The organism is Ruegeria sp. A5, from assembly GCF_056543005.1.
On record NZ_JBQGAV010000006.1, the window covers coordinates 70971 to 91125 of the forward strand.

Below are 20155 nucleotides of genomic sequence, written 5' to 3' on the forward strand. Positions count from 1 at the left end.
GGCAAAAATCAAGTGAACTGACATGGATGGTGAAAATGAAATACCTGGTGGGAGAGACTTTGGATGGCACAGCGGTTTTTGCTGTAAACGGTGAAAACGCAGTGAATCTAACGGCTTTGAACCCTGTCGTCGGTTCGGATTTGATGGGTTTGATAGCCAAGCCTGAACTGGCCGACTCACTTGCCCCCAAAATTGACGCGGCAGACAGTGTGCCCGTGTCTTCCATCACTCCGGCATTGCCCGTTGCCGCTCCCGGAACGATCATTTGCATGGGGTTGAACTACACGGACCACATCAAGGAAGGCGGGTATGATATCCCGGAGTATCCGACGCTGTTTATGCGTGGGAAGAATTCGATCATGGCGGCAGGGCAACCTATGGTGCGGCCTACCTGTTCCGAGAAACTCGACTACGAAGCCGAGCTTATGCTGATCGTTGGAAAACGCGGCCGTCATATCTCGGAAGAGGACGCATTGGATTATGTCTTCGGCTACACCGTGTTTAACGACGGGTCGCTGCGGGATTATCAGCGTAAAACCGTTCAATGGACGCCCGGCAAAAACTTCGATGACACAGGCGCGATCGGCCCTTTCACTGTAACGCCGGAAGATTTGCCGGAGGGAGCATCCGGCCTGAAAATCGAAAGCCGCGTGGGGGACGAAATCCTGCAAAGCTCGAACACCGCCAACATGATCTGGGGGGTCCCTCAGGTCATCGCCACGATCTCGGAATATACCACGCTCGAACCCGGTGATCTGATTGCGTTGGGTACGCCGCCGGGTGTTGGTCACGCCAAAAAGCCCAATCCACGTTGGTTGAAGCCGGGTGAAACCGTCGAGGTCGAAATTGAGGGCATCGGCATATGCGCCAGCCCCGTCATTGACGAAAAGGACGCCGAGACTAAGGTGGCCGCAGCATGAGCGCACCAACCGGGGCAGAGCTGGAGGCACTTCGCGCAAAGGCGCAGCAAGATCATCGCGATCTGCGCGAGCGTATCCCACGTCTTTCAGACGACGCAATTGCCCTGATCCTCCGCGAATCCAGATCTCATTACGCCTGGACCGACAAGGCTGTTTCTAACGAATTGCTTGAAGAGATCTACGACATCACGATCAACGGCGCGACCAGCATGAACACGCTGCCCGCCCGCTTCGTTTTCGTGAAAAGTGCGGAAGGTAAACAGCGCCTAGCCAAGTCGTTAAAGCCGAAGAACGTGCCAAAGATGATGGATGCGCCGGTCACTGCGATCATTGCTTATGATATGGACTTCTGGAAGGAATTACCTTTTCTTTTCCCGCACGAAGATCGACGGCCACTTTTCGAAACTAATCCCGAATATGTAGCCGATACAGCGTTTCGCAATGGAACGCTTCAGGGCGCTTACTTTATGATCGCGGCCCGGGCTGTCGGGTTGGACGTCGGCGCCATGTCTGGCTTTTCAAACAAGATCGTCGACGAGGAATTCTTCGCGGGCACAACGCTCAAGTCGAACTTTCTTTGCAATCTGGGCTACGCAGACGAAACAGGATTGTTTCACAAGTTGCCTCGCTTCTCATTCGAAAAGGTTTGCTCTTATGCATGAGGAGGTGACGCTGTGGCGATGAAAGTCAAACCTGTCGTAACCTACCGTACGACAGCTCAATGCCCGACACACGCGCGAACCGAGATCCCAATTCGCGATCTGGACGTGATTATCGACGAGCCCGTGGAACGAGGCGGAACAAATCTTGGCCCGTCTCCGACCGAAACCGCAATGGCAGCCCTGATCGCCTGTACGAATGTCATCGGGCACAAGAACGCACATCGGTTGGGAGTTGACCTCGGCACTGTGACAATCGACGCGAAATGCAGGCTGGATCGGCGCGGTGTCCTGATGGAAGAGGAGATCGATGTTCCGTTTCCCGAAATCGAACTCACTGTGAAGTGCGATACGCCCGCCAGTCAGGAGGATCTGACACGCGTGGGCGAGGAGACAGCCAAGTATTGCGCCATCGCAAAACTGTTTCAAGCGGCAGGCACGGACCTGACCGTCAACTGGGTCAAAACCAACCAATAAAAATCGACAGGACCCGACTTTCTGGGAGGAGAGAAATGAAAAACTGGACTAAACGCAGCCTAATGGGATTTGCTCTGGCAGGCACCATGGCGTTGCCTCTTGCAGCAGAAGAGACCATTTCCGCCGTCGTGATTGATGGCTATCCCGATCGGGCCTTGTGGGTGAAAGAATTCACCAACTTCTTCATTCCAGAAGTGGACAAGCGGCTGGCCGACTCCGGCGACTACAAGATGAACTGGCAAGAGAACTATGGCGGTTCGATCGTAAAGCCGAAGGGCGTGCTGGAAGGGATCCAGCTTGGCCTTGGCGACATCGGCATTGTCACAACTATCTTCCATTCGTCCAAGTTGCCCAGTCAGGGGATATCGGGGTCGACCCCCTTCGTGTCATCGGACTCTCGCGCGGTAGCCAAAGCCGTGGATGAGATCGCGCGCGAATACCCAGCGATGCAAAATGAGTTCGCTGCGCAGAACCAAGTTTATCTGGCGACCGGTGTAGTGCTCGATACCTATCAGGTTTTTTGTACAGAGCCGGTCTCGGCTGTTTCTGATCTGGAAGGCCGAAAAGTGGCAGGGGCGGGACTGAACCTCCGATATCTCGAAGGTATCAAAGATGCAGCGGGGGTTCGTGGTGGCCTGACCGATTTCTACAATATGCTGCAAACCGGCCTTGTTGATTGTGCGATGCTGTGGCCTGAAGCCGCCAAGACCTTCAAGATCGCCGAAGTGGCTCCCTACATGCTCAAAGCTGACTTGGGTGCCGTGAACTCCAAGACGATCACGGTGAATTCTGACTATTGGGCAAAGTTGCCGGATGAAGTCAAAGGCGTTCTGCAGGCCGTCGCAATTGACTACCGTGATCATGTGGCCGGCATCGCTATGGACCGGGCTGCGGCCTCAAGGGACGCATACACCGAAGCCGGCGGGACGATTGTCGAAGTTTCGGACGAAGACCGAGCGGCCTGGGCCAACGCAATGCCAAATGTAGCACAGGAATGGGCAGCCACGCTGAATGAGAACGGTGAACAAGGCGACGCGATACTGGCCGCTTATCTCGGCAAGCTGCAGGACGCCGGTTTTATCGGAGTGCGTGACTGGACGGCCGAGTAACAGTCTGGCGATCCACGAAAGGGGCCTTTCATGCTGAAGACCGCAGTTGCTGGCTTGTCGCGGGTCGCCAATTCGCTTGCTATCGCCGCCAACGCATTGGGTACGCTTGTCGTCCTTGCGTTGGTGGTCATTCTGAATGTCGACGTCATTGCGCGCGGTCTGTTTTCGGCACCTCTGCGTGGCACCTATGAAATGGTGCAATTTTCGGTCGTGATGATCGTTTTTTTGCAGCTGGCCGACGTAGTCAGAGTGGATCGGCTGACGCGCTCGGACGGGTTTCTGAACCTGCTACACCACCGCCGTCCTGGGCTAACGGCCAACCTGAGGCGCATTATCAATGCCATCTCCGCAATTTTTATGGCGTTGATCGCCTATGTGACCTTTCCCGAATTTCTGCATATGTGGGAGACACAGGACTACTTCGGAGTTCCCGGTCTTTTCACATTGCCATGGTGGCCGGTCAAACTGGTCATCGCGTGCGGTACTGCGCTTGCCTGCGTGATCTTCTTTCTCAAGGTTGTCACGGCGCAGGACCGCCCGCATCTAATTCGCACCCCTGAACATGACGAGGCCGCAGAATGACGCCGATTGAGATTGGCCTGATCTCGGTCGTTGCCATCGTCTTTCTGATTTACGCAGGCGTCTACATTCCGATTGCTTTGGGCGTGGTCTCGTTCGTGTCGATCTGGCTGGTGCGGGACAATTTCACGCTTGCGCTCAACCTGCTGAAAGTGGCGGTCGGCGACAGCGCGATGGAATACAGCTTTGCAACCATCCCATTGTTTACTTTTATGGGGCTCATTGTCTCAAAAGCCGGGTTGGGCAGGGACATCTACGAAGTCATGACCATGCGATTTCGCAAGGTCAAAGGCGGTATCGGTATGGCAACCGTTGGAGCCAACGCCGTCTTTGCCGCAGTGACTGGGTCGTCAATAGCCTCCGCATCCGTGTTCACCAAGGTCTCGGTCCCGCAGATGATGGCGCAGGCTTATAACCCACGGTTTGCTGTTGGCGTGGTCGCCGGGTCTTCGGTTTTGGGGATGATCATCCCGCCCTCGGCGATGCTGATCATCTATTCCTTTGTCGCCGAGCAATCTGTTGGGGACATGTTCCTTGCGGGGGTTATTCCGGGGATCATGCTGGCGATCGCTTATGTAGGCGCGATTTGGGTTATGGGTCGTTTCACCCCAGCATTCGTCGGTGGCCGCGTTGTCGAAGACACCGAGTGGATGTCAGGGCGCGAGATAGCCTCCAAAACACTGCCGACACTGTTCATCATTACCATCGTCCTTGGTGGTATCTACACAGGTTGGTTGACTGCCGTAGAAGCAGGGGCCGCCGGAGCTCTCGTTGCGCTAATCATCGCGGTTGCCCGTAAGTCGATGTCACCACGCGCATTCTGGGACGCGTTGCTGGAAACCGGTCACATCACAACCGCGATCCTGTTCCTGATCACGGCCGCTTCAATCTACAGCCGCATGCTGGGGCTGGCCGGGCTGCCCAATCAACTGCAGGATCTGCTTGCGGGGAATTCCGCATCTTTCTGGTCGATCATGCTGCTCTATGTTCTGTTGATGCTATTTCTGGGGACATTGCTCGACACCGCGTCGATCATTCTGATTGTGGTACCGCTGTTCCTGCCCATGGCCGAAGCGCTTGATATGTCGCTGATCTGGTTTGGCATTATCACCGTGGTCGGGGCTGAAATCGGTCTTTTGACACCACCTTTGGGTATATCCTGCTTCGTTATCAAATCCACGATTAACGATGACCGCATATCACTTAAGGACGTGTTCATGGGCGCACTTCCCTTTGCGTTCGTGATGCTGATCGTTCTGTTCATTCTGATCGAGTTCCCGATCCTCAGCCTTGCCCTGATTTAAGGAGGACAAGATGCGCTCTGTCACCAAATACAATATCACCGACGTCTTCATGGGGTACCTGTCCAAAGATACTGATCCACGGATGCGTGAAATCATGGGCTCCCTGGTCAAACACCTCCACGACTTTGCGCGGGAAACCAACCTGACGCATGACGAGTGGCGGGCCGGGATTGCGTTTCTGGAAGGCTGCGCTGCGGTGGAAACCGAGGATAGGCATGAATTCGTGCTAGCCTCGGACGTGTTGGGCCTGTCGTCATTGGTTGATATGCTGCATTCCAGTGCCGATGCGACCAGTTCGTCCGTTTTAGGTCCATTTCACGTCTCGGGCGCCCCCCCGCTGCCAATCGGTGGCGATATGAAGCGTCACTACGGCGGGCCGGTTCTACTTGCAGAGGGCGTGATCCGCGATACCGAAGGTCATCCGATTGCCGGGGCAGAACTGGATATCTGGCAAACGGCACCCAACGGCCTCTACGCCAGTCAAGATGAAGAACAGGACACCTATTCTTTCCACGGGCTGATGTCAGTTGGCGATGATGGCAGATATGCGTTCACCACAGTTAAACCAGTTGAATACACCGTGCCGTCTGACGGGCCAGTCGGTGATATTCTGCGCGCTTGTGGTCGCCATCCATGGAGGCCCTCACACTTGCACTTTATCGTCAAAGCCCCCGGGTATCGCTCACTCGTGACGGAGATTTTTCCGGACAATGATCCCTATTTAGATCAGGATACTGTCTTTGGCGTTCGGGACGATCTGGTAATGACATATGTTGAACGACCTGCATCAGAATTTCCCGATGGCATGGAGCTTTCTGGTAAGATCGCCGAACCTTTCTTGCACGTGAATTTCGACGTGACGCTTGCCAGGGTCTGAATGATATTGAGGAGGCTTGAGGTGCTGAAACATATCTCCATTTTAAGTGCAGCGTTATTTTGCAGTACCGCCGTCGCAGAACAGCGACCGATCTTTGACGCACATATTCACTACAGCCACGATGCCGTCAAACTGGTTCCACCTGAACAGGTGGCCGAAATCCTTCGAGATGCAGGCGTGCGTAAAGCGCTGATTTCCAGCTCGGATGACAATGGCACTCAGCTATTGTTGGCCGTGGCACCGGACATCGTTGTTCCGGCGCTTCGCCCTTATCGTCGTCGCGGTGAGATCAACACCTGGATGCACGATGAAACTGTAATCGAGTATCTGGAAACAAACCTGGCAAAAAACAACTACGAGGCCATCGGCGAGTTTCACGCTTACGGAGATGACATCAAAACGCCGGTCATCCAACGCATGATTGCACTGGCGAAAGAGCGGAACCTAATCCTGCACCACCATGGTGATCGCGAGGCCGTTGATTTGATCTTCGAAACATGGCCGGAAGCTCGGGTATTGTGGGCCCATTCTGGGTTTGACGATCCAGCCAGTGTGGTCGATGCGCTAGACATCTATCCCGGGCTATGGGCCGATCTGGCATTTCGTTCGGACATGGTTTCGCGAGGCCGTGTCGACCCGGATTGGAGGGCTGCGTTCCAAGCCCATCCCGATAGGTTCATGGTCGGTACGGATACGTTCGCACCTGAACGTTGGTACTACGTAGGCCCTCATGCCGATTTTTCGCGTGAATGGTTGGATTTGCTGCCGGACCAGATCGCAGACAACATTGCCTATGCTAACGCAGAACGTTTGCTGGCATCAGAATGACCCACTGCGCTGCTTGGTTTCTTATATGGTCCAGCGCGGCGGTTGCTTGTGAAGCGACGGGGCAACGCATGAATTCGGAAGTTCAAAACGCACCCAAGGTTTATCTGGCGGTCGACGAAATTCCGTTGGCCCAACCGTTTTCGGTGTTGGTTTCAGTTTGTAGTGAAACTGCTGTGGGCCAAATGCGTGTGGATGCAATCATGCCCGATCATCAACATGGTATGAACTATACTCCCAAGGTTACCGCATTGGACGGCGGAGTGTTCCGAATTGATGATATGTTGTTTCACATGCCGGGTTTGTGGGAGCTGCAAATCGATGTCGACGTCAGTGGCCAATCGGTTTTCTACACGTCAGAAATTGCTCTGAAATGAAGCTGTGGATGACAGCTGCGCTAATTTTTCTGACCGGGGCAGTACGTGCAGATGTCTTGTTGACCGAAGACGAAATTGAACAAACGTTGTCCTTTGGGCCGTGGCCACCATCCTTCCAGCCGGATCCAAGCAATAGATTTTCCAAAGACGCCAGAGCAATCAAGCTCGGACAGGCTTTATTCAACGATCCGGTATTGTCAGTCGATGGTGCATTTTCCTGTGCAAGTTGTCATGATCCTGAACAGGCATTTACGACGCCGGAGGCGCGGGCACTCGGTCGTGATTTATTAAATCGAAACACACCATCACTGCGAAACCTTGCCGGGCTGCGCTGGTATGGTTGGGGTGGCAAAAGCGATAATCTTTGGGCAGCCAGCCTGCATCCGATCATCGAAGAACAAGAGATGGCGCATAGTGCCGAAAGCCTAAAGATAGCTATCTCTGAAAGTACCTACATAGATGATTTTGAAGCCATATTTGGTCACCTCCAGGATCAAAGCCCTGAACTTTTTCTGGTGAATACCGCAAAAGCTCTTTCTGCTTACTTGGAGACCTTAGCCACCGACCGGACGATATTTGACGATTTTCGCGATGCTTTGGAGCGCCGAGATATTGCAGCGGCTAAGGAATACCCCGAAGCAGCTCAGCGAGGTCTTCAGCTCTTTTTAGGGCGCGGGAATTGCGTATTTTGCCACAACGGTCCGAGGTTTTCCAACAACGAGTTCCATAACGCTGGTGTGCCATATTTTCTGAATGAAACCGAGGTTGACCAAGGTCGGTTCGGAGGATTGAACATTTTACTCTCTAGCCCCTACACATTGGACGGCGACTGGAACGACGATCCGGAAAAGAAAGATGCCTGGGCCGTGCGAAATGTACGCAGGAGCCATTCTGATTTTGGAACCTTTCGGACGCCCAGCCTGCGGGGAGTGGCTGAAACCGCTCCTTACATGCATGACGGCAGCTTAGATGATCTGAAATCTGTGATACGGCATTACAGCAAAATTGATACTGAAAGGCTGCACGCCGACGGTGAAGCCATTCTTTCGGAATTGAATTTGTCTGAGCAGGAGATTGCAGACTTAGTTGCGTTTTTGGTCACGCTCTCCAAGGATTCTTAATAAAGCACTGGTGTAAAGGGCTTGGGAATGGGCTAATTGGCGAGCTATCTTAGCCTTTTCATCTCTGGGTCCAATTCGCTTCCGAAATTCTTAAACCTCCGCCTTTCACAAGCAGATCCACAATTGCGTCGACCCCGCTTCTGTGACGAAGTGACGAAAACAAGAAGGGCCTTCCTTTACGCATCATTTTCGCATCACGTTCCATAACCTGCAGCGAAGCGCCAACATGCGGTGCAAGGTCGGTCTTGTTGATTACAAGGATGTCTGATTTCGTAATCGCCGGCCCGCCTTTCCTGGGTATTTCTTCGCCTGCAGCGACATCGATCACGTAGATGGTCAGATCCGCCAGCTCCGGGCTGAATGTGGCCGATAGATTGTCGCCTCCGCTTTCAATCAAAACAATATCGAGATCCGGATGACGTGTCTGCATCTCGGCGACGGCGGCCAAATTGATCGAGGCGTCTTCGCGAATTGCTGTATGCGGGCAACCGCCAGTTTCGACGCCGATGATCCTGTCCCGCGGCAGGACCTGCATGCGCATCAGCGCTTCGGCATCTTCCTGCGTATATATGTCGTTAGTAATAACTCCCACCGAACAGACATCGCGCAGCGCTTCAGACAAGGCGGCGGTCAAAGTGGTTTTTCCGGCTCCTACTGGGCCTCCAATACCTACGCGAAGCGGGCCGTTAATACTGGTCATGTGCGGAAAATCCTCGAATATTGTGTTTCGTGCCTCATGGCCGCAATGTCCCCCAAGAACGCGGTAGAGCTTAACTCGTCCAAGCTCGCCTTTTTTGCCCTTTCAGCAATCTGGGCGCACAACGGTGTCAGCTGGCGGATCAACCGCTGCGCATCGGTCTGTCCCAGTGGTACAAGGCGCGTCGCACAGGCGGCAAGGTTGCTTGCGAATGCTTGCAGAAACATCTTGGTCGTCAGCTGCAAGGGAAGGTTTTGAAGTCTTGCAGCCCGTCCAATCGAGACGGGGTAGGTGAATTGCCCAAGGTCCAATTCCCAGACACCTTTAGTGACGTTTCCAAAGGCCTGTCCCAGCAACTCGGTTTCCATGAGCCTTTCGGATGTCGCACAAAAGGCGCGCGCCGCGATATCGACGTTGATCAGTTCTTCTTTGTCATGCGCGTTGAAGGCCGCCACAACGAACACAGCATCATTCCACCCAGAGCCATGTTCAAGCACATCTGAAATCCAGGCTTCAGTATCCCGAGAATTCGCGACAGTTCCCCCGTCAATCGCAGCTTCAAGCCCGTGAGAGTAGGCAAACCCCCCAACAGGATAGGCAGGGGACAACCATTGTGTCAGCGTCAGGATGTCGGCGTCAGTGGGTGTGGCCATGGGTCCTGCCGTGGCCATAGGCCCCGCCTTCGGGGTTGAATGGTTCATTCACCTCTCGCACCTTTGCTCCGATTTTAAGAAGCATATCACGGATGACGTGATCGACTTGGATCAACAGGCGGGTCTTTTCGATCTGACAAGGCGTGTGCCGATTGCCGATATGCCAGGCGATACGTGTCAGGTCCGGTGCTTTTACCTCCAGCAACACTTCCGGTGCTGCCTGTATTTCCACTTCGCGACCGTCGTCCAAAACCAACGCGCCACCGTGGTTCAGTGAGGTCGTTTGCGCGAGATCGATGAGAATCTGTTCGCCGCTTTCGCAGGTAAGAACCTTACGCCGCAAAAAACGGTCGTCGTAGGTCAACGAGAGACAGTCTGCCGGATCGCCATGCGTGTGATCCGAATACTGGCGCGCAGTGCAGAGCAGGGCGGTCATACCATCACCTCCTCTGCAGCGGGAATAGTCAGAGCCAGATTGAGTCCGAGAACACTCGGTGCACGATCCGTTCGCGCGTCAGACCGCGGTTTTTCAGCTCTTCGTCGCTGAGCGATTGCAGGAATTCGACTTGCCGGACGCGAGATTGAGCTTCGGCTACACTGATCAGGGCCGAGTAAATTGACGACCCGATGGATACGATTAAACCGGCCAGCGAAAAGCGCGTGTTTGTATGTGTTGCTGAGTGTGCCATTTGGACCCTCGTAAACGTTGGTCCTCCCATGGGTTTTTATATCTGTCATATTGGCCTCACTTAGAAGTGCGTATTTGGTCATTGCTGCCTTGCACGCGCCGCAACGCAGCACATTTTTTGATCAGAATAAAAAATATCGTTGCGCCATCGGCAGCGTTTCGGCGGGTTGGCAAGTCAGCAATTCGCCATCCGCACGCACCTCGTAGGTTTCCGGGTCGACCTCGACATGCGGTGTCGCGTTGTTCAACAGAAGATCCTGCTTGCCAATTTCTCGTGTGTTTTGGACGGCGACGGTTTGCTTTGCCAATCCCAGTGTATCACCGATCCCATCTGCATGGGCCGCCTGCGAGACAAATGTGATCGCCGAGTTTTCCACCGACCGTCCGTAAGCGCCAAACATTGGGCGACTATAAACCGGCTGCGGTGTAGGGATCGACGCGTTAGGATCGCCCATTTGCGCGCAGGCTATGGTGCCGCCTAGCAGAACCATCTCGGGCTTCACGCCGAAAAAGGCCGGGTTCCAAAGGACGAGGTCAGCGCGTTTGCCTTCCTCGATGCTCCCGATCTCGTGGCTGAGCCCATGGGCAATAGCAGGGTTGATCGTGTATTTGGCAATATAGCGACGGACGCGAAAGTTGTCGTTCTCACCGGTTTCTTCGGGCAGGCGCCCGCGCTGTTTCTTCATCTTGTCAGCGGTTTGCCACGTGCGGATCAAAACCTCTCCGACCCGACCCATGGCCTGACTGTCAGAAGCGATGATGCTGAAGGCGCCCATGTCATGCAGGATGTCCTCGGCCGCGATGGTTTCGCGCCGGATGCGGCTCTCGGCAAAGGCCACGTCCTCGGGGATGGACTTGTCGAGGTGATGACAGACCATCAGCATGTCCAGATGCTCTTCGACTGTGTTCACCGTGAAGGGTCGCGTCGGGTTGGTCGAGGACGGCAACACATGGTTCTCGCCACAGATCTTGATGATATCTGGGGCGTGGCCACCACCTGCACCCTCGGTGTGGAAGGCGTGGATTGTACGGCCTTTCATGGCCGCCACAGTGTTTTCGACAAAGCCGGATTCGTTCAGCGTATCGGTGTGGATCATCACCTGAACATCCATCGCGTCGGCCACCGACAGGCAACAGTCGATGGCAGCGGGGGTGGTGCCCCAATCCTCGTGCAGCTTCAGCGCACAGGCCCCGGCCTTAACCTGTTCTTCTAGCGCGGCAGGCAGCGAAGCGTTGCCCTTACCTGCAAAGGCCAGATTCATCGGGAAAGCATCCGCCGCCTGCAACATCCGCCCGATATGCCATGGACCGGGGGTGCAAGTGGTGGCCAATGTCCCATGCGCAGGACCGGTGCCACCGCCCAGCATGGTGGTCAGGCCGGAATGCAGCGCGTCTTCGATCTGTTGCGGGCAGATGAAGTGGATATGACTGTCGAACCCACCTGCCGTCAGGATACGACCCTCGCCAGCAATGGCCTCGGTTCCGGGTCCTATGATGATGTCGACACCGGGTTGTGTATCGGGGTTTCCCGCCTTGCCGATCTTGGCGATCCGCCCGTCTTTCAGGCCAACGTCGGCCTTGTAGATGCCCGAGTGATCAACGATCAGAGCATTGGTGATGACCGTATCCACAGCGCCTTCGGCGCGCGTGGTCTGAGATTGCCCCATCCCGTCGCGGATTACCTTTCCGCCACCAAACTTGACCTCTTCGCCATAGCTGGTCAGATCACGTTCGACCTCGATCACAAGATCGGTGTCGGCCAGCCGCAGCTTGTCCCCTGCGGTCGGGCCGAACATCGCGGCGTAGTCTGAGCGCTTGATTTTTGCTGGCATCAGAGTGCCCCCATGACCTTTTGATTGAAGCCGTAGACCCTGCGCGCACCACTGATCGGGATCAGCGAAACTTCGCGGGCCTGCCCCGGTTCGAACCGCACAGCGGTGCCTGGCGCAATGTCCAGGCGCAGGCCACGCGCGGCAGTTCGGTCAAAGTCGAGCGCCGGGTTGGTTTCGGCGAAATGGTAGTGTGAGCCGACCTGAACCGGGCGGTCGCCGGTATTGGCGACCATCAAAGTGATCGCATCAGTGTCGGGGTTCAGGGTAATTTCACCATCAGCCGGGAACAGCTCCCCGGGGATCATTTGTTCAGCTTTGTGATCAGCGCGACAGCAGCCAGCGCAACAACCGCCAGCCCAACGCCCATCGCCGCATAATCGGTGCCGTGCGCGTGGATATGCGTTCCATTATGGGCGGCTGCCGGGCCAGCGAAGATCAGGGCGGGGAAAAGCATGCGTGTCATATTGGTTTCCTTTTTCAGCGAATGGGGTGGTGGACGGTCACCAGCTTGGTGCCATCTGGAAAGGTGGCTTCGACCTGAACTTCGTGGATCATTTCGGGCACACCTTCCATGCATTGCTCTCGGGTGATCACCTCGGCCCCGGCTTGCATCATGTCAGCAACTGAACGCCCATCGCGTGCACCTTCGACCACGGCATCGGTGATCAGGGCGATCGCCTCGGGGTGGTTCAGTTTGACGCCGCGGTCCAGCCGTTTGCGGGCGACTTCGGCGGCCATGGCGACCAACAGTTTGTCTTTTTCGCGAGGGGTCAGGTTCATGTCAAAGCATCCAGCATCGAGGCAGCGTGTCTTTGTTCAACCGACGTAAGATCGGCATCAATGTGCCACGGAGGGCAAAGCTGTTTTCGGCAAGAACACGAGCAACCAACAGGTTATTGCGGATCATAGTCGCACCTGCGGTGTCGGGCAGCATCTGACGAATGGCATTCAGATGACCTTCGGCTGACCCCGATACAAAGACGATCAACGCCATCGCACCCGCGCCGTTTGCAATATGCGGTTTGGACAGATGTTTGTGCCAATCACCCGAGAACTGGATCGCGTCAAGGAACACCTTTTTTCCTTGGTACCGTATCTCGATCCGATCGTTTAGACGGATATCGGTCAGCGTCTCGCCCATCGCAATGCGGCCGAAGACCAGCGGCTCTACCATCAGCATCTCGGCATCTGGCGCCATCTCGATTTTCAGGCGTCGCTCCAGAGCGCTGCCATTGAACAGAATAGTCTCTTGCGGCAACCAGTTCAGCCGGGCTTCAGTCTCAACAGTCAGATGATTGGTAATCTGGCCACATTCTTGCGGCTTGGCCTTGTAGGCGCGCTCGCAGGCTTGTGTTGTCAAAGTCAGCGCCGTTCCTTTTGCTGCTTTACCGGAAAGTCGAAATGAGTCGCCTCCGGTTACGCCGCCTGCCGTGTTAAGAAGAACCGCGTCAAGATCAGGTGTGTTGGTTCTGGGGAACAGACATTTATAAGACCCGGACTGGCGAAACTTGTTCAGCACCGTCCTGTCACCCAATTGCTTGGTACTCAAACTGACGGCACCTGCAGCGCGCGGTGGAATAGCACTGTGCGTGGGCAATATGGCTGCAACGTGGGTAATAGGGCACCTTTGGAGCTTTGATTGGTGCCACTTGTTTCTCTGTTGAAGGGGCGGAACACTAATCTACAGAGTCGAAATCTGCTTAATTCGACATCGCGCGGCTAAATTTTAGACAGCGACCTCGGTCTTGGATGAAAAAATAGGCGGATCGCGCCGATTTTCCGAATTGGGTTAAAGGTAAGTTGCCAAGCTTGCTGCGATGCAGAAACCGTATGGGTGCCACCGCGGAGATGACCCGGGGGTGTGTGACGGCTGCGCGAATTGGACCTCGAACACAACCGCCACACGGAACGCAACAACAGTTGCGGGGATCAGGTAGAAGAAGAGTGTGCCTTTGTGCAAGCCCTCTCTCCCGGCCCCGCCAGGAGGATCACATGAAATCGCTCAAATCCACACTCGCCGGATCGGCAGTATTTGCTGTCATGGCCACCGCCGCCTTGTCGACCGAAGACACGATCAAGGTAGGAGTGCTGCATTCGCTTTCCGGTACGATGGCGATCTCGGAAACGACGTTGAAAGACACTATGCTGATGCTGATTGACCAGCAGAATGCCAAGGGCGGTCTGCTGGGTAAACAGCTTGAAGCTGTCGTGGTCGACCCGGCCTCTGACTGGCCTCTGTTTGCCGAAAAAGCGCGTGAGCTGCTAACCGTCCACGAGGTGGATGTAATCTTTGGCAATTGGACTTCGGTGAGCCGCAAGTCGGTTCTGCCAGTGATCGAGGAACTAAACGGTCTTCTGTTCTATCCGGTCCAGTATGAGGGCGAAGAAAGCTCTAAAAACGTCTTTTATACCGGTGCTGCTCCGAACCAACAGGCCATCCCCGCCACGGACTATTTCCTGGAGGAACTGGGGGTCGAGAAATTCGCTCTGCTCGGCACAGACTATGTCTACCCCAGGACCACCAACAATATCTTGGAAAGCTATCTGAAGCAAAAAGGTATCGCAGAAGCAGATATCTTCGTTAATTACACGCCTTTCGGCCATTCCGACTGGTCCAAGATCGTGGCGGACGTGGTCGCGCTGGGCGCGGATGGTAAAAAAGTCGGTGTGATCTCGACCATCAATGGTGACGCCAATATTGGTTTTTACAAGGAATTGGCAGCGGCTGGTGTTTCGGCAGATGACGTTCCGGTCGTGGCCTTCTCGGTCGGTGAGGAAGAACTGTCCGGTTTGGACACCACCAACCTCGTCGGTCACCTCGCCGCTTGGAACTACTTCCAGTCGGCGGATACTGAGGCCAACGCGGAATTTGTGGACACCTGGAAAGCCACCATGGGTGATGAACGTGTGACCAATGACCCGATGGAGGCGCATTACATCGGCTTCAACATGTGGGTAAACGCCGCGACCGAGGCCGGTTCGACCGAAGTCGATGCTGTACGCGCCGCGATGTATGGGCAGGAATTCCCGAACCTGACCGGAGGCACCGCTGTGATGCTGCCGAACCATCACCTCGCGAAACCGGTTCTGATCGGTGAAATTCAGGAAGACGGTCAGTTCGATATCATCAGCGAAACCGACGTCGTGCCGGGTGACGCCTGGACCGACTTCCTGCCGGAGTCGGCTGTGCTCGTCTCCGATTGGAAAGAGCTGGGTTGCGGTATGTACAACACCGAGACCAAGACCTGCGTTCAGACCCTGTCGAACTACTAACCGACACGCAAGGCGGGTTTGTTTGCCCGCCTTGCTAAAATAAAGACATTCGGGTTTCACCACATGGTACGACTTTTCCTTGCGGGCCTCGCAATCCTGTGCGCCTGCCTGACTGCCAACGCTCAAGAGGTCGGTCTACAACCGATCCTGCAAGAGCATCAGGAGATCATCGCCAAAAGCTCGCGCAAGACGATCAAACCGGCGATTGATGCGATTGCATCAAGCGGCTTGCCTCAGGCGCAAGTGATGCTTGAGACATGGGCAGCCAAGAACATGTGGATGCGCAAGTCGGACGGTCTGTTCTTTTCTGGCCAGAAAGGAGAGGGGCGGTCGTATGAATTGACCGACTTCGATACCGGAGAAGTCGTCGGTACATTTGAGAAATCCGAGCTTAGGCAGCTGAAGCCCAACAGCGGTATCCGCGCGATGATCGGGACCGCTCTGGTCCAGTTTCAATTGACCGATCCGGATCGCGCAAAACGTCTGGCCGCATTGCAATCCATCCAACGTGATCCCGAAAGTGCACTCTTGGAGCCACTTCGCGCTTCGATAGGGGATGAACCCGAAGCAGAATTGAAGGCGCAAAAGCAGCGGCTGGAACGGTTGCTGACGATTGGTTTTGACGAAGATACCGCAGCCCGCGTGGCGGCGATCAAAGAAATGTCCGGCGATCTGGGCGTAGACGTTCGTGCGGCTCTGAACCCGTTGGTCGTCACTGCCCGCCAAGCCGCTACCGAATTGCCCCAGGACCTGAACGTCGCCGTTATTCTTGAAGCGGGGTCAGACGCCTTAAAATCTGACGAAGCATATGACTTGCTCGTTGCAGGAAACCTGGCCGCACCGCGTGTTTCGGCGGAAGATATCAGATCGGCACTGGCGGCCAATATAGAAGGTGGTCGTGTAGGGGGTACTCCCGTCGCACAGCTGAATTCAGATGCAATGCGCGCGCGTGCGTATACCTCTTTGGCAGAGGCGGGGACTGTGCCAGCCTTGGTCACGAACGCGGATGTCAACGCTGCAGTTAACACGCATGTATTCTTCGAAACCTACAGTGAGCCATCTGCCGAGGTCACAGAAGCAGCAGAGAAAGCCCTGCAACAGATCGAACTGAAGGTCGGCCTGAACCAAACACTCGACCTGACGCTGGACGCGATCTCACTGGCGTCGATCTATTTCCTCGCCGCCATCGGTCTGGCCATCACCTTCGGCGTGATGGGCGTGATCAACATGGCCCATGGCGAGTTCATCATGATGGGTGCTTATACCGGCTACGTGGTGCAGCAGATTATCCCTGATCATACGCTTTCGATCATGGTTGCTATTCCAATGGCTTTTGCCGTCACCTTCGCGATGGGCGTCGCTATGGAGCGGTTGGTGATCCGCTGGCTTTACGCTCGCCCGTTAGAGACGTTGCTGGCGACGTTCGGCATCTCAATTGCCCTACAGCAACTGGCCAAGAACATCTTTGGCACGCAGGCGCGCCCGCTGACTGCTCCAGGTTGGTTGGATGGTTCGTGGATGCTGAATGACGTGGTTTCAATCAGCTACATCCGCATTGCGATCTTCGTTCTGGCGCTTATTTTTCTGGGACTTTTCCTCTACGTCATCAAGCGGACGAGGCTAGGGCTTGAGATGCGTGCAGTAACGCAGAACTCGCGCATGGCGGCGTCAATGGGGATTAATCCCGGGCGAGTGAATATGCTGACCTTTGGGCTTGGCTCCGGCATTGCCGGCATCGCCGGGGTCGCGATTGGCCTATTCGCCAAGGTCACGTCCGATCTGGGCAGCGACTATATCGTGCAAAGTTTCATGACAGTGGTTGTGGGTGGTGTTGGTAACATCTGGGGCGCGCTTGCAGGTGCGGGCATGATCGGCTTCTTGCAGAAGGGGATCGAGTGGATGAACCCGTCGAACACCCTCGCGGCCCAAACCTACATGATCATCTTCATCATCATTTTCATCCAGTTTCGGCCGCGGGGCATTATCGCCCTCAAGGGTCGCGCGGCGGGGGATTGAGCCATGGAACGCAGCTTTATCGCCAAGAACCCATCCGTGCTGGTCTTTCTTGCCATCCTGTCCCTGTTCACCCTGAGCGTAACCATCCTGTCCGAGGGATTCGGGATCGGTGTAATCTCGACCAGTTTCGTCAAAACGCTGGGCAAAACCCTGTGCCTTTGCCTGATCGCAGTGGCGATGGATCTGGTCTGGGGCTTCACCGGCATCCTGTCACTGGGTCACTTCGCCTTCTTCGGGCTGGGAGGCTACATGATCGGCATGTGGCTGATGTACGAACGCACCCGCCTGATCGTCGTCGACTCGCTGGCACAGGCCGAAATTCCACCGACGTCGTCCGAAGTGGTGGACGCGATTGGTACACAAGTCTTTGGCGTTGTCGGATCGTCGGAGTTTCCGTTGATCTGGGCGTTCTCCCACAGCCTGACCCTGCAACTGATCCTGGTTGTGCTGGTCCCGGGTCTGTTGGCGCTGGTCTTCGGATGGTTGGCTTTCCGGAGCCGTGTCACCGGAGTGTACCTATCGATCCTGACACAGGCGATGACGTTGGCACTGGCCCTGTATCTGTTTCAGAACGACAGCGGGCTGCGTGGGAACAACGGCTTGTCCGGCCTGCAGAACCTGCCAGGTGTCACCGCCTCGCAGGACGTGGTGTCGATCTGGTTCCTCTGGGCCTCGGCGCTGGCCTTGGGTCTGGGCTATATGCTGGCGGCGTGGATCGTGTCAGGCAAGTTCGGATCGGTCATCCGTGGCATTCGCGATAACGAGGCACGGGTGCGCTTCCTTGGCTATTCAGTCGAGGTATTCAAGCTGGCCGTCTTCACCCTGACTGCTTGTATCGCGGCCATTGCCGGCGCGCTTTACTACCCGCAAGCAGGCATCATCAACCCCGAGGAAATGGCCCCTATCGCCTCGATCTATTTGGCTGTCTGGGTCGCCATCGGTGGACGAGGCCGATTGTACGGCGCGGTAATTGGTGCAGCTTTTGTCAGTCTTCTGAGCACGTGGTTCACGGGCGGACAGGCCCCGGATATTCCGCTTGGATTTTACACGATCAAATGGGTCGACTGGTGGCAGGTGCTATTGGGCATAACTTTTGTGTTGGTTACGCTGTTCGCCCCGCAGGGCATCGGAGGATTGTTCGACTTGTGGACCAACGGCCGCCACCCGGACAGGCATGGGGCAAATCTGGGACCAGATGACGGCGCCCTGCGCGAGAAGGAGGCCATCGAATGAGCACTTTGCTTGAGGTTAGCGGCGTTTCGGTCACTTTCGATGGCTTCCGAGCTATCAACAACTTGTCGTTTCAGATCGGCGAGGCCGAGCTTCGCGCCGTGATCGGCCCGAACGGGGCAGGCAAGACCACATTCATGGACATCATTACAGGTAAAACCCGGCCCGATGAAGGACGTGTCATCTGGGGAGAGAAATCCGTATCTTTGTTGGGGCTGTCCGAAGCAAAGATCGCGCAGGCTGGGATCGGAAGGAAGTTCCAGAAACCTACGGTTTTCGAAGACCAGACCGTGCAGGAAAACCTGTTGATGGCGCTTCAGAACAAACGTGGCTGGCTTCACGTGCTTTTCTATCGAACCTCCACTGACGATTTGCAGAAAGTTGAAGATCTGGCTGTCGAAATCGGCCTGTATCAGAATCTAAGCCGCAAAGCTGGTGAACTGAGCCACGGTCAAAAGCAGTGGCTGGAAATTGGCATGCTGCTGGCTCAGGAGCCACGACTTTTGCTCGTGGACGAACCCGCCGCCGGCATGACACCGCAGGAGCGCGAACACACCACCGACTTGCTAGTACAAGCCGCCAGAACCCGTGCCGTTGTTGTGGTGGAACACGATATGGAATTTGTCCGACGCCTGAATTGCAAAGTCACGGTTCTACACGAAGGGTCCGCCTTGGCTGAAGGCAGTCTTGATCACGTGACATCTAACCAGGACGTCATCGACGTATATCTGGGGCGCTAAACAATGCTGAAGCTAACAGATCTGACTTTGCATTATGGGCATTCGCAAATCCTCAACGGGATTTCCATGGAAGCCAGACAAGGTGAAGTGACTTGCGTCATGGGGACCAATGGTGTCGGGAAAACCAGCCTTATGAAAGCAATATCAGGTACGCATCCGCGATCGGGCGGCAGTCTGGAACTGGACGGGGAAATTCTGGGCGTCCTGCCTGCTCATCAAATGGCGTGGAAAGGTGTAGCCTATGTCCCACAAGGTCGTGAGATATTTCCTTTGCTCACAGTTCGCGAAAATCTTGAAACGGGGTATGCCTGTCTGCCTGCCAGCGAACATTTCATTCCAGGTGATACATTTGATATGTTCCCGGTCCTCAAACAGATGCAAAACCGTCGCGGAGGTGACCTTTCTGGCGGTCAGCAGCAACAGCTGGCGATCGCACGGGCATTGATAACACGACCACGCTTGCTTCTGTTGGACGAGCCGACCGAAGGTATTCAGCCCAACATCATCCAACAGATAGGCGAAGTCATCCGACACCTCAGAACCACGAGAGGAATGGCAATCATTCTAGTGGAGCAATACTTTGACTTTGCCTATGAACTTGCCGACAGATTTATCGCGTTGCGACGAGGAGAAGTCATAATCAACGGCACCAGGGAAGACGTGACACGCGATGAGTTGCTTCAGGCTGTAACAGTCTAGTGCTGATACTTGAAATTGCTTTCGGTATTGAAGGATGAAATCCAGATTTAGTTCGGGAAATAGTTTGACCCTACGAACA

At 55.2% G+C, this 20155-nt stretch carries 24 protein-coding genes; 15 read left to right on the forward strand and 9 right to left on the reverse strand.

Features of this window, described 5'->3' with window-relative positions:
- Positions 1-35 precede the first annotated feature (35 nt).
- From ACR0AY_RS14300 to ACR0AY_RS14345, 10 genes are all read left to right on the forward strand, one after another.
- Positions 36-920, forward strand: a complete 885-nt coding sequence (locus ACR0AY_RS14300) for a fumarylacetoacetate hydrolase family protein (protein ID WP_170392801.1) — start codon at positions 36-38, stop codon at positions 918-920.
- On the forward strand, positions 917-1582 hold the full coding sequence (locus ACR0AY_RS14305) for a malonic semialdehyde reductase (protein WP_170513197.1): 666 nt from the start codon (positions 917-919) through the stop codon (positions 1580-1582). The genes ACR0AY_RS14300 and ACR0AY_RS14305 overlap by 4 nt, the downstream gene beginning before the upstream one ends.
- Before the next feature lie 18 nt (positions 1583-1600).
- Entirely contained in the window at positions 1601-2056 is a 456-nt protein-coding gene (locus ACR0AY_RS14310) for an OsmC family protein (RefSeq protein ID WP_170513201.1), read from the forward strand.
- A gap of 35 nt (positions 2057-2091) precedes the next feature.
- Positions 2092-3165: a C4-dicarboxylate TRAP transporter substrate-binding protein gene (locus ACR0AY_RS14315; protein ID WP_170513204.1), complete on the forward strand. Its 1074-nt coding sequence runs from the start codon at positions 2092-2094 to the stop codon at positions 3163-3165.
- A gap of 30 nt (positions 3166-3195) precedes the next feature.
- Complete coding sequence (locus ACR0AY_RS14320; RefSeq protein WP_170513207.1) at positions 3196-3747, forward strand: TRAP transporter small permease subunit; 552 nt, start codon at positions 3196-3198, stop codon at positions 3745-3747.
- A complete protein-coding gene (locus ACR0AY_RS14325; RefSeq protein WP_480454324.1) occupies positions 3744-5048 on the forward strand; it encodes a TRAP transporter large permease in 1305 nt (434 codons plus the stop codon). The genes ACR0AY_RS14320 and ACR0AY_RS14325 overlap by 4 nt, the downstream gene beginning before the upstream one ends.
- 10 nt (positions 5049-5058) lie before the next feature.
- Positions 5059-5925: a dioxygenase family protein gene (locus ACR0AY_RS14330; RefSeq protein WP_170513212.1), complete on the forward strand. Its 867-nt coding sequence runs from the start codon at positions 5059-5061 to the stop codon at positions 5923-5925.
- A gap of 21 nt (positions 5926-5946) precedes the next feature.
- Positions 5947-6753: an amidohydrolase family protein gene (locus ACR0AY_RS14335; RefSeq protein WP_170513215.1), complete on the forward strand. Its 807-nt coding sequence runs from the start codon at positions 5947-5949 to the stop codon at positions 6751-6753.
- 68 nt (positions 6754-6821) lie between these two features.
- On the forward strand, positions 6822-7127 hold the full coding sequence (locus tag ACR0AY_RS14340; protein ID WP_170511728.1) for a hypothetical protein: 306 nt from the start codon (positions 6822-6824) through the stop codon (positions 7125-7127).
- An 8-nt stretch (positions 7128-7135) separates the two neighbouring features.
- Positions 7136-8248 carry a cytochrome c peroxidase gene (locus tag ACR0AY_RS14345; protein WP_170513218.1) on the forward strand — a complete coding sequence of 371 codons (1113 nt, stop codon included), beginning with the start codon at positions 7136-7138 and terminating at the stop codon, positions 8246-8248.
- Positions 8249-8306: 58 nt separating this feature from the next.
- On the opposite strand, the gene ureG is transcribed toward ACR0AY_RS14345, so the two are convergent.
- The 9 genes from ureG to ACR0AY_RS14390 all read right to left on the reverse strand — a co-directional run bounded on the left by ureG (position 8307) and on the right by ACR0AY_RS14390 (position 13667).
- Positions 8307-8948, reverse strand: a complete 642-nt coding sequence (gene ureG / locus ACR0AY_RS14350) for an urease accessory protein UreG (protein WP_170513221.1) — start codon at positions 8946-8948, stop codon at positions 8307-8309.
- Entirely contained in the window at positions 8945-9598 is a 654-nt protein-coding gene (locus ACR0AY_RS14355; RefSeq protein ID WP_170508689.1) for an urease accessory UreF family protein, read from the reverse strand. Before ACR0AY_RS14355 ends, ureG begins: the two co-directional genes overlap by 4 nt.
- Positions 9582-10034: an urease accessory protein UreE gene (locus ACR0AY_RS14360; protein WP_170392789.1), complete on the reverse strand. Its 453-nt coding sequence runs from the start codon at positions 10032-10034 to the stop codon at positions 9582-9584. Before ACR0AY_RS14360 ends, ACR0AY_RS14355 begins: the two co-directional genes overlap by 17 nt.
- Positions 10035-10062: 28 nt before the next feature.
- Positions 10063-10287 (reverse strand): DUF1127 domain-containing protein, encoded by a 225-nt coding sequence (locus ACR0AY_RS14365; protein WP_170392788.1) that lies wholly within the window; start codon positions 10285-10287, stop codon positions 10063-10065.
- Between the two features lie 121 nt (positions 10288-10408).
- Positions 10409-12118, reverse strand: a complete 1710-nt coding sequence (gene ureC / locus ACR0AY_RS14370) for an urease subunit alpha (RefSeq protein ID WP_170513224.1) — start codon at positions 12116-12118, stop codon at positions 10409-10411.
- Complete coding sequence (locus tag ACR0AY_RS14375; RefSeq protein WP_170402578.1) at positions 12118-12423, reverse strand: urease subunit beta; 306 nt, start codon at positions 12421-12423, stop codon at positions 12118-12120. Before ACR0AY_RS14375 ends, ureC begins: the two co-directional genes overlap by 1 nt.
- The gene (locus ACR0AY_RS14380) at positions 12420-12581 is read right to left on the reverse strand and encodes a peptidase M23 (protein ID WP_170392785.1); all 162 of its coding nucleotides are present in this window, start codon (positions 12579-12581) and stop codon (positions 12420-12422) included. The genes ACR0AY_RS14375 and ACR0AY_RS14380 overlap by 4 nt, the downstream gene beginning before the upstream one ends.
- A 14-nt stretch (positions 12582-12595) precedes the next feature.
- Positions 12596-12898: an urease subunit gamma gene (locus ACR0AY_RS14385; protein ID WP_170424902.1), complete on the reverse strand. Its 303-nt coding sequence runs from the start codon at positions 12896-12898 to the stop codon at positions 12596-12598.
- 1 nt (position 12899) lies between these two features.
- Entirely contained in the window at positions 12900-13667 is a 768-nt protein-coding gene (locus ACR0AY_RS14390) for an urease accessory protein UreD (protein WP_480439375.1), read from the reverse strand.
- 443 nt (positions 13668-14110) lie between these two features.
- Between ACR0AY_RS14390 and urtA the strand changes: the two genes are divergently transcribed.
- The 5 genes from urtA to urtE all read left to right on the forward strand — a co-directional run bounded on the left by urtA (position 14111) and on the right by urtE (position 20076).
- Positions 14111-15391, forward strand: a complete 1281-nt coding sequence (gene urtA, locus ACR0AY_RS14395; protein ID WP_480454328.1) for an urea ABC transporter substrate-binding protein — start codon at positions 14111-14113, stop codon at positions 15389-15391.
- A gap of 63 nt (positions 15392-15454) precedes the next feature.
- Complete coding sequence (gene urtB, locus ACR0AY_RS14400) at positions 15455-17407, forward strand: urea ABC transporter permease subunit UrtB (RefSeq protein ID WP_170513227.1); 1953 nt, start codon at positions 15455-15457, stop codon at positions 17405-17407.
- Between the two features lie 3 nt (positions 17408-17410).
- On the forward strand, positions 17411-18640 hold the full coding sequence (gene urtC / locus ACR0AY_RS14405) for an urea ABC transporter permease subunit UrtC (RefSeq protein ID WP_170513230.1): 1230 nt from the start codon (positions 17411-17413) through the stop codon (positions 18638-18640).
- Entirely contained in the window at positions 18637-19377 is a 741-nt protein-coding gene (urtD, locus tag ACR0AY_RS14410) for an urea ABC transporter ATP-binding protein UrtD (protein WP_170392779.1), read from the forward strand. Before urtC ends, urtD begins: the two co-directional genes overlap by 4 nt.
- A 3-nt stretch (positions 19378-19380) precedes the next feature.
- Positions 19381-20076 (forward strand): urea ABC transporter ATP-binding subunit UrtE, encoded by a 696-nt coding sequence (gene urtE / locus ACR0AY_RS14415; protein ID WP_170513232.1) that lies wholly within the window; start codon positions 19381-19383, stop codon positions 20074-20076.
- Positions 20077-20155 lie beyond the last annotated feature (79 nt).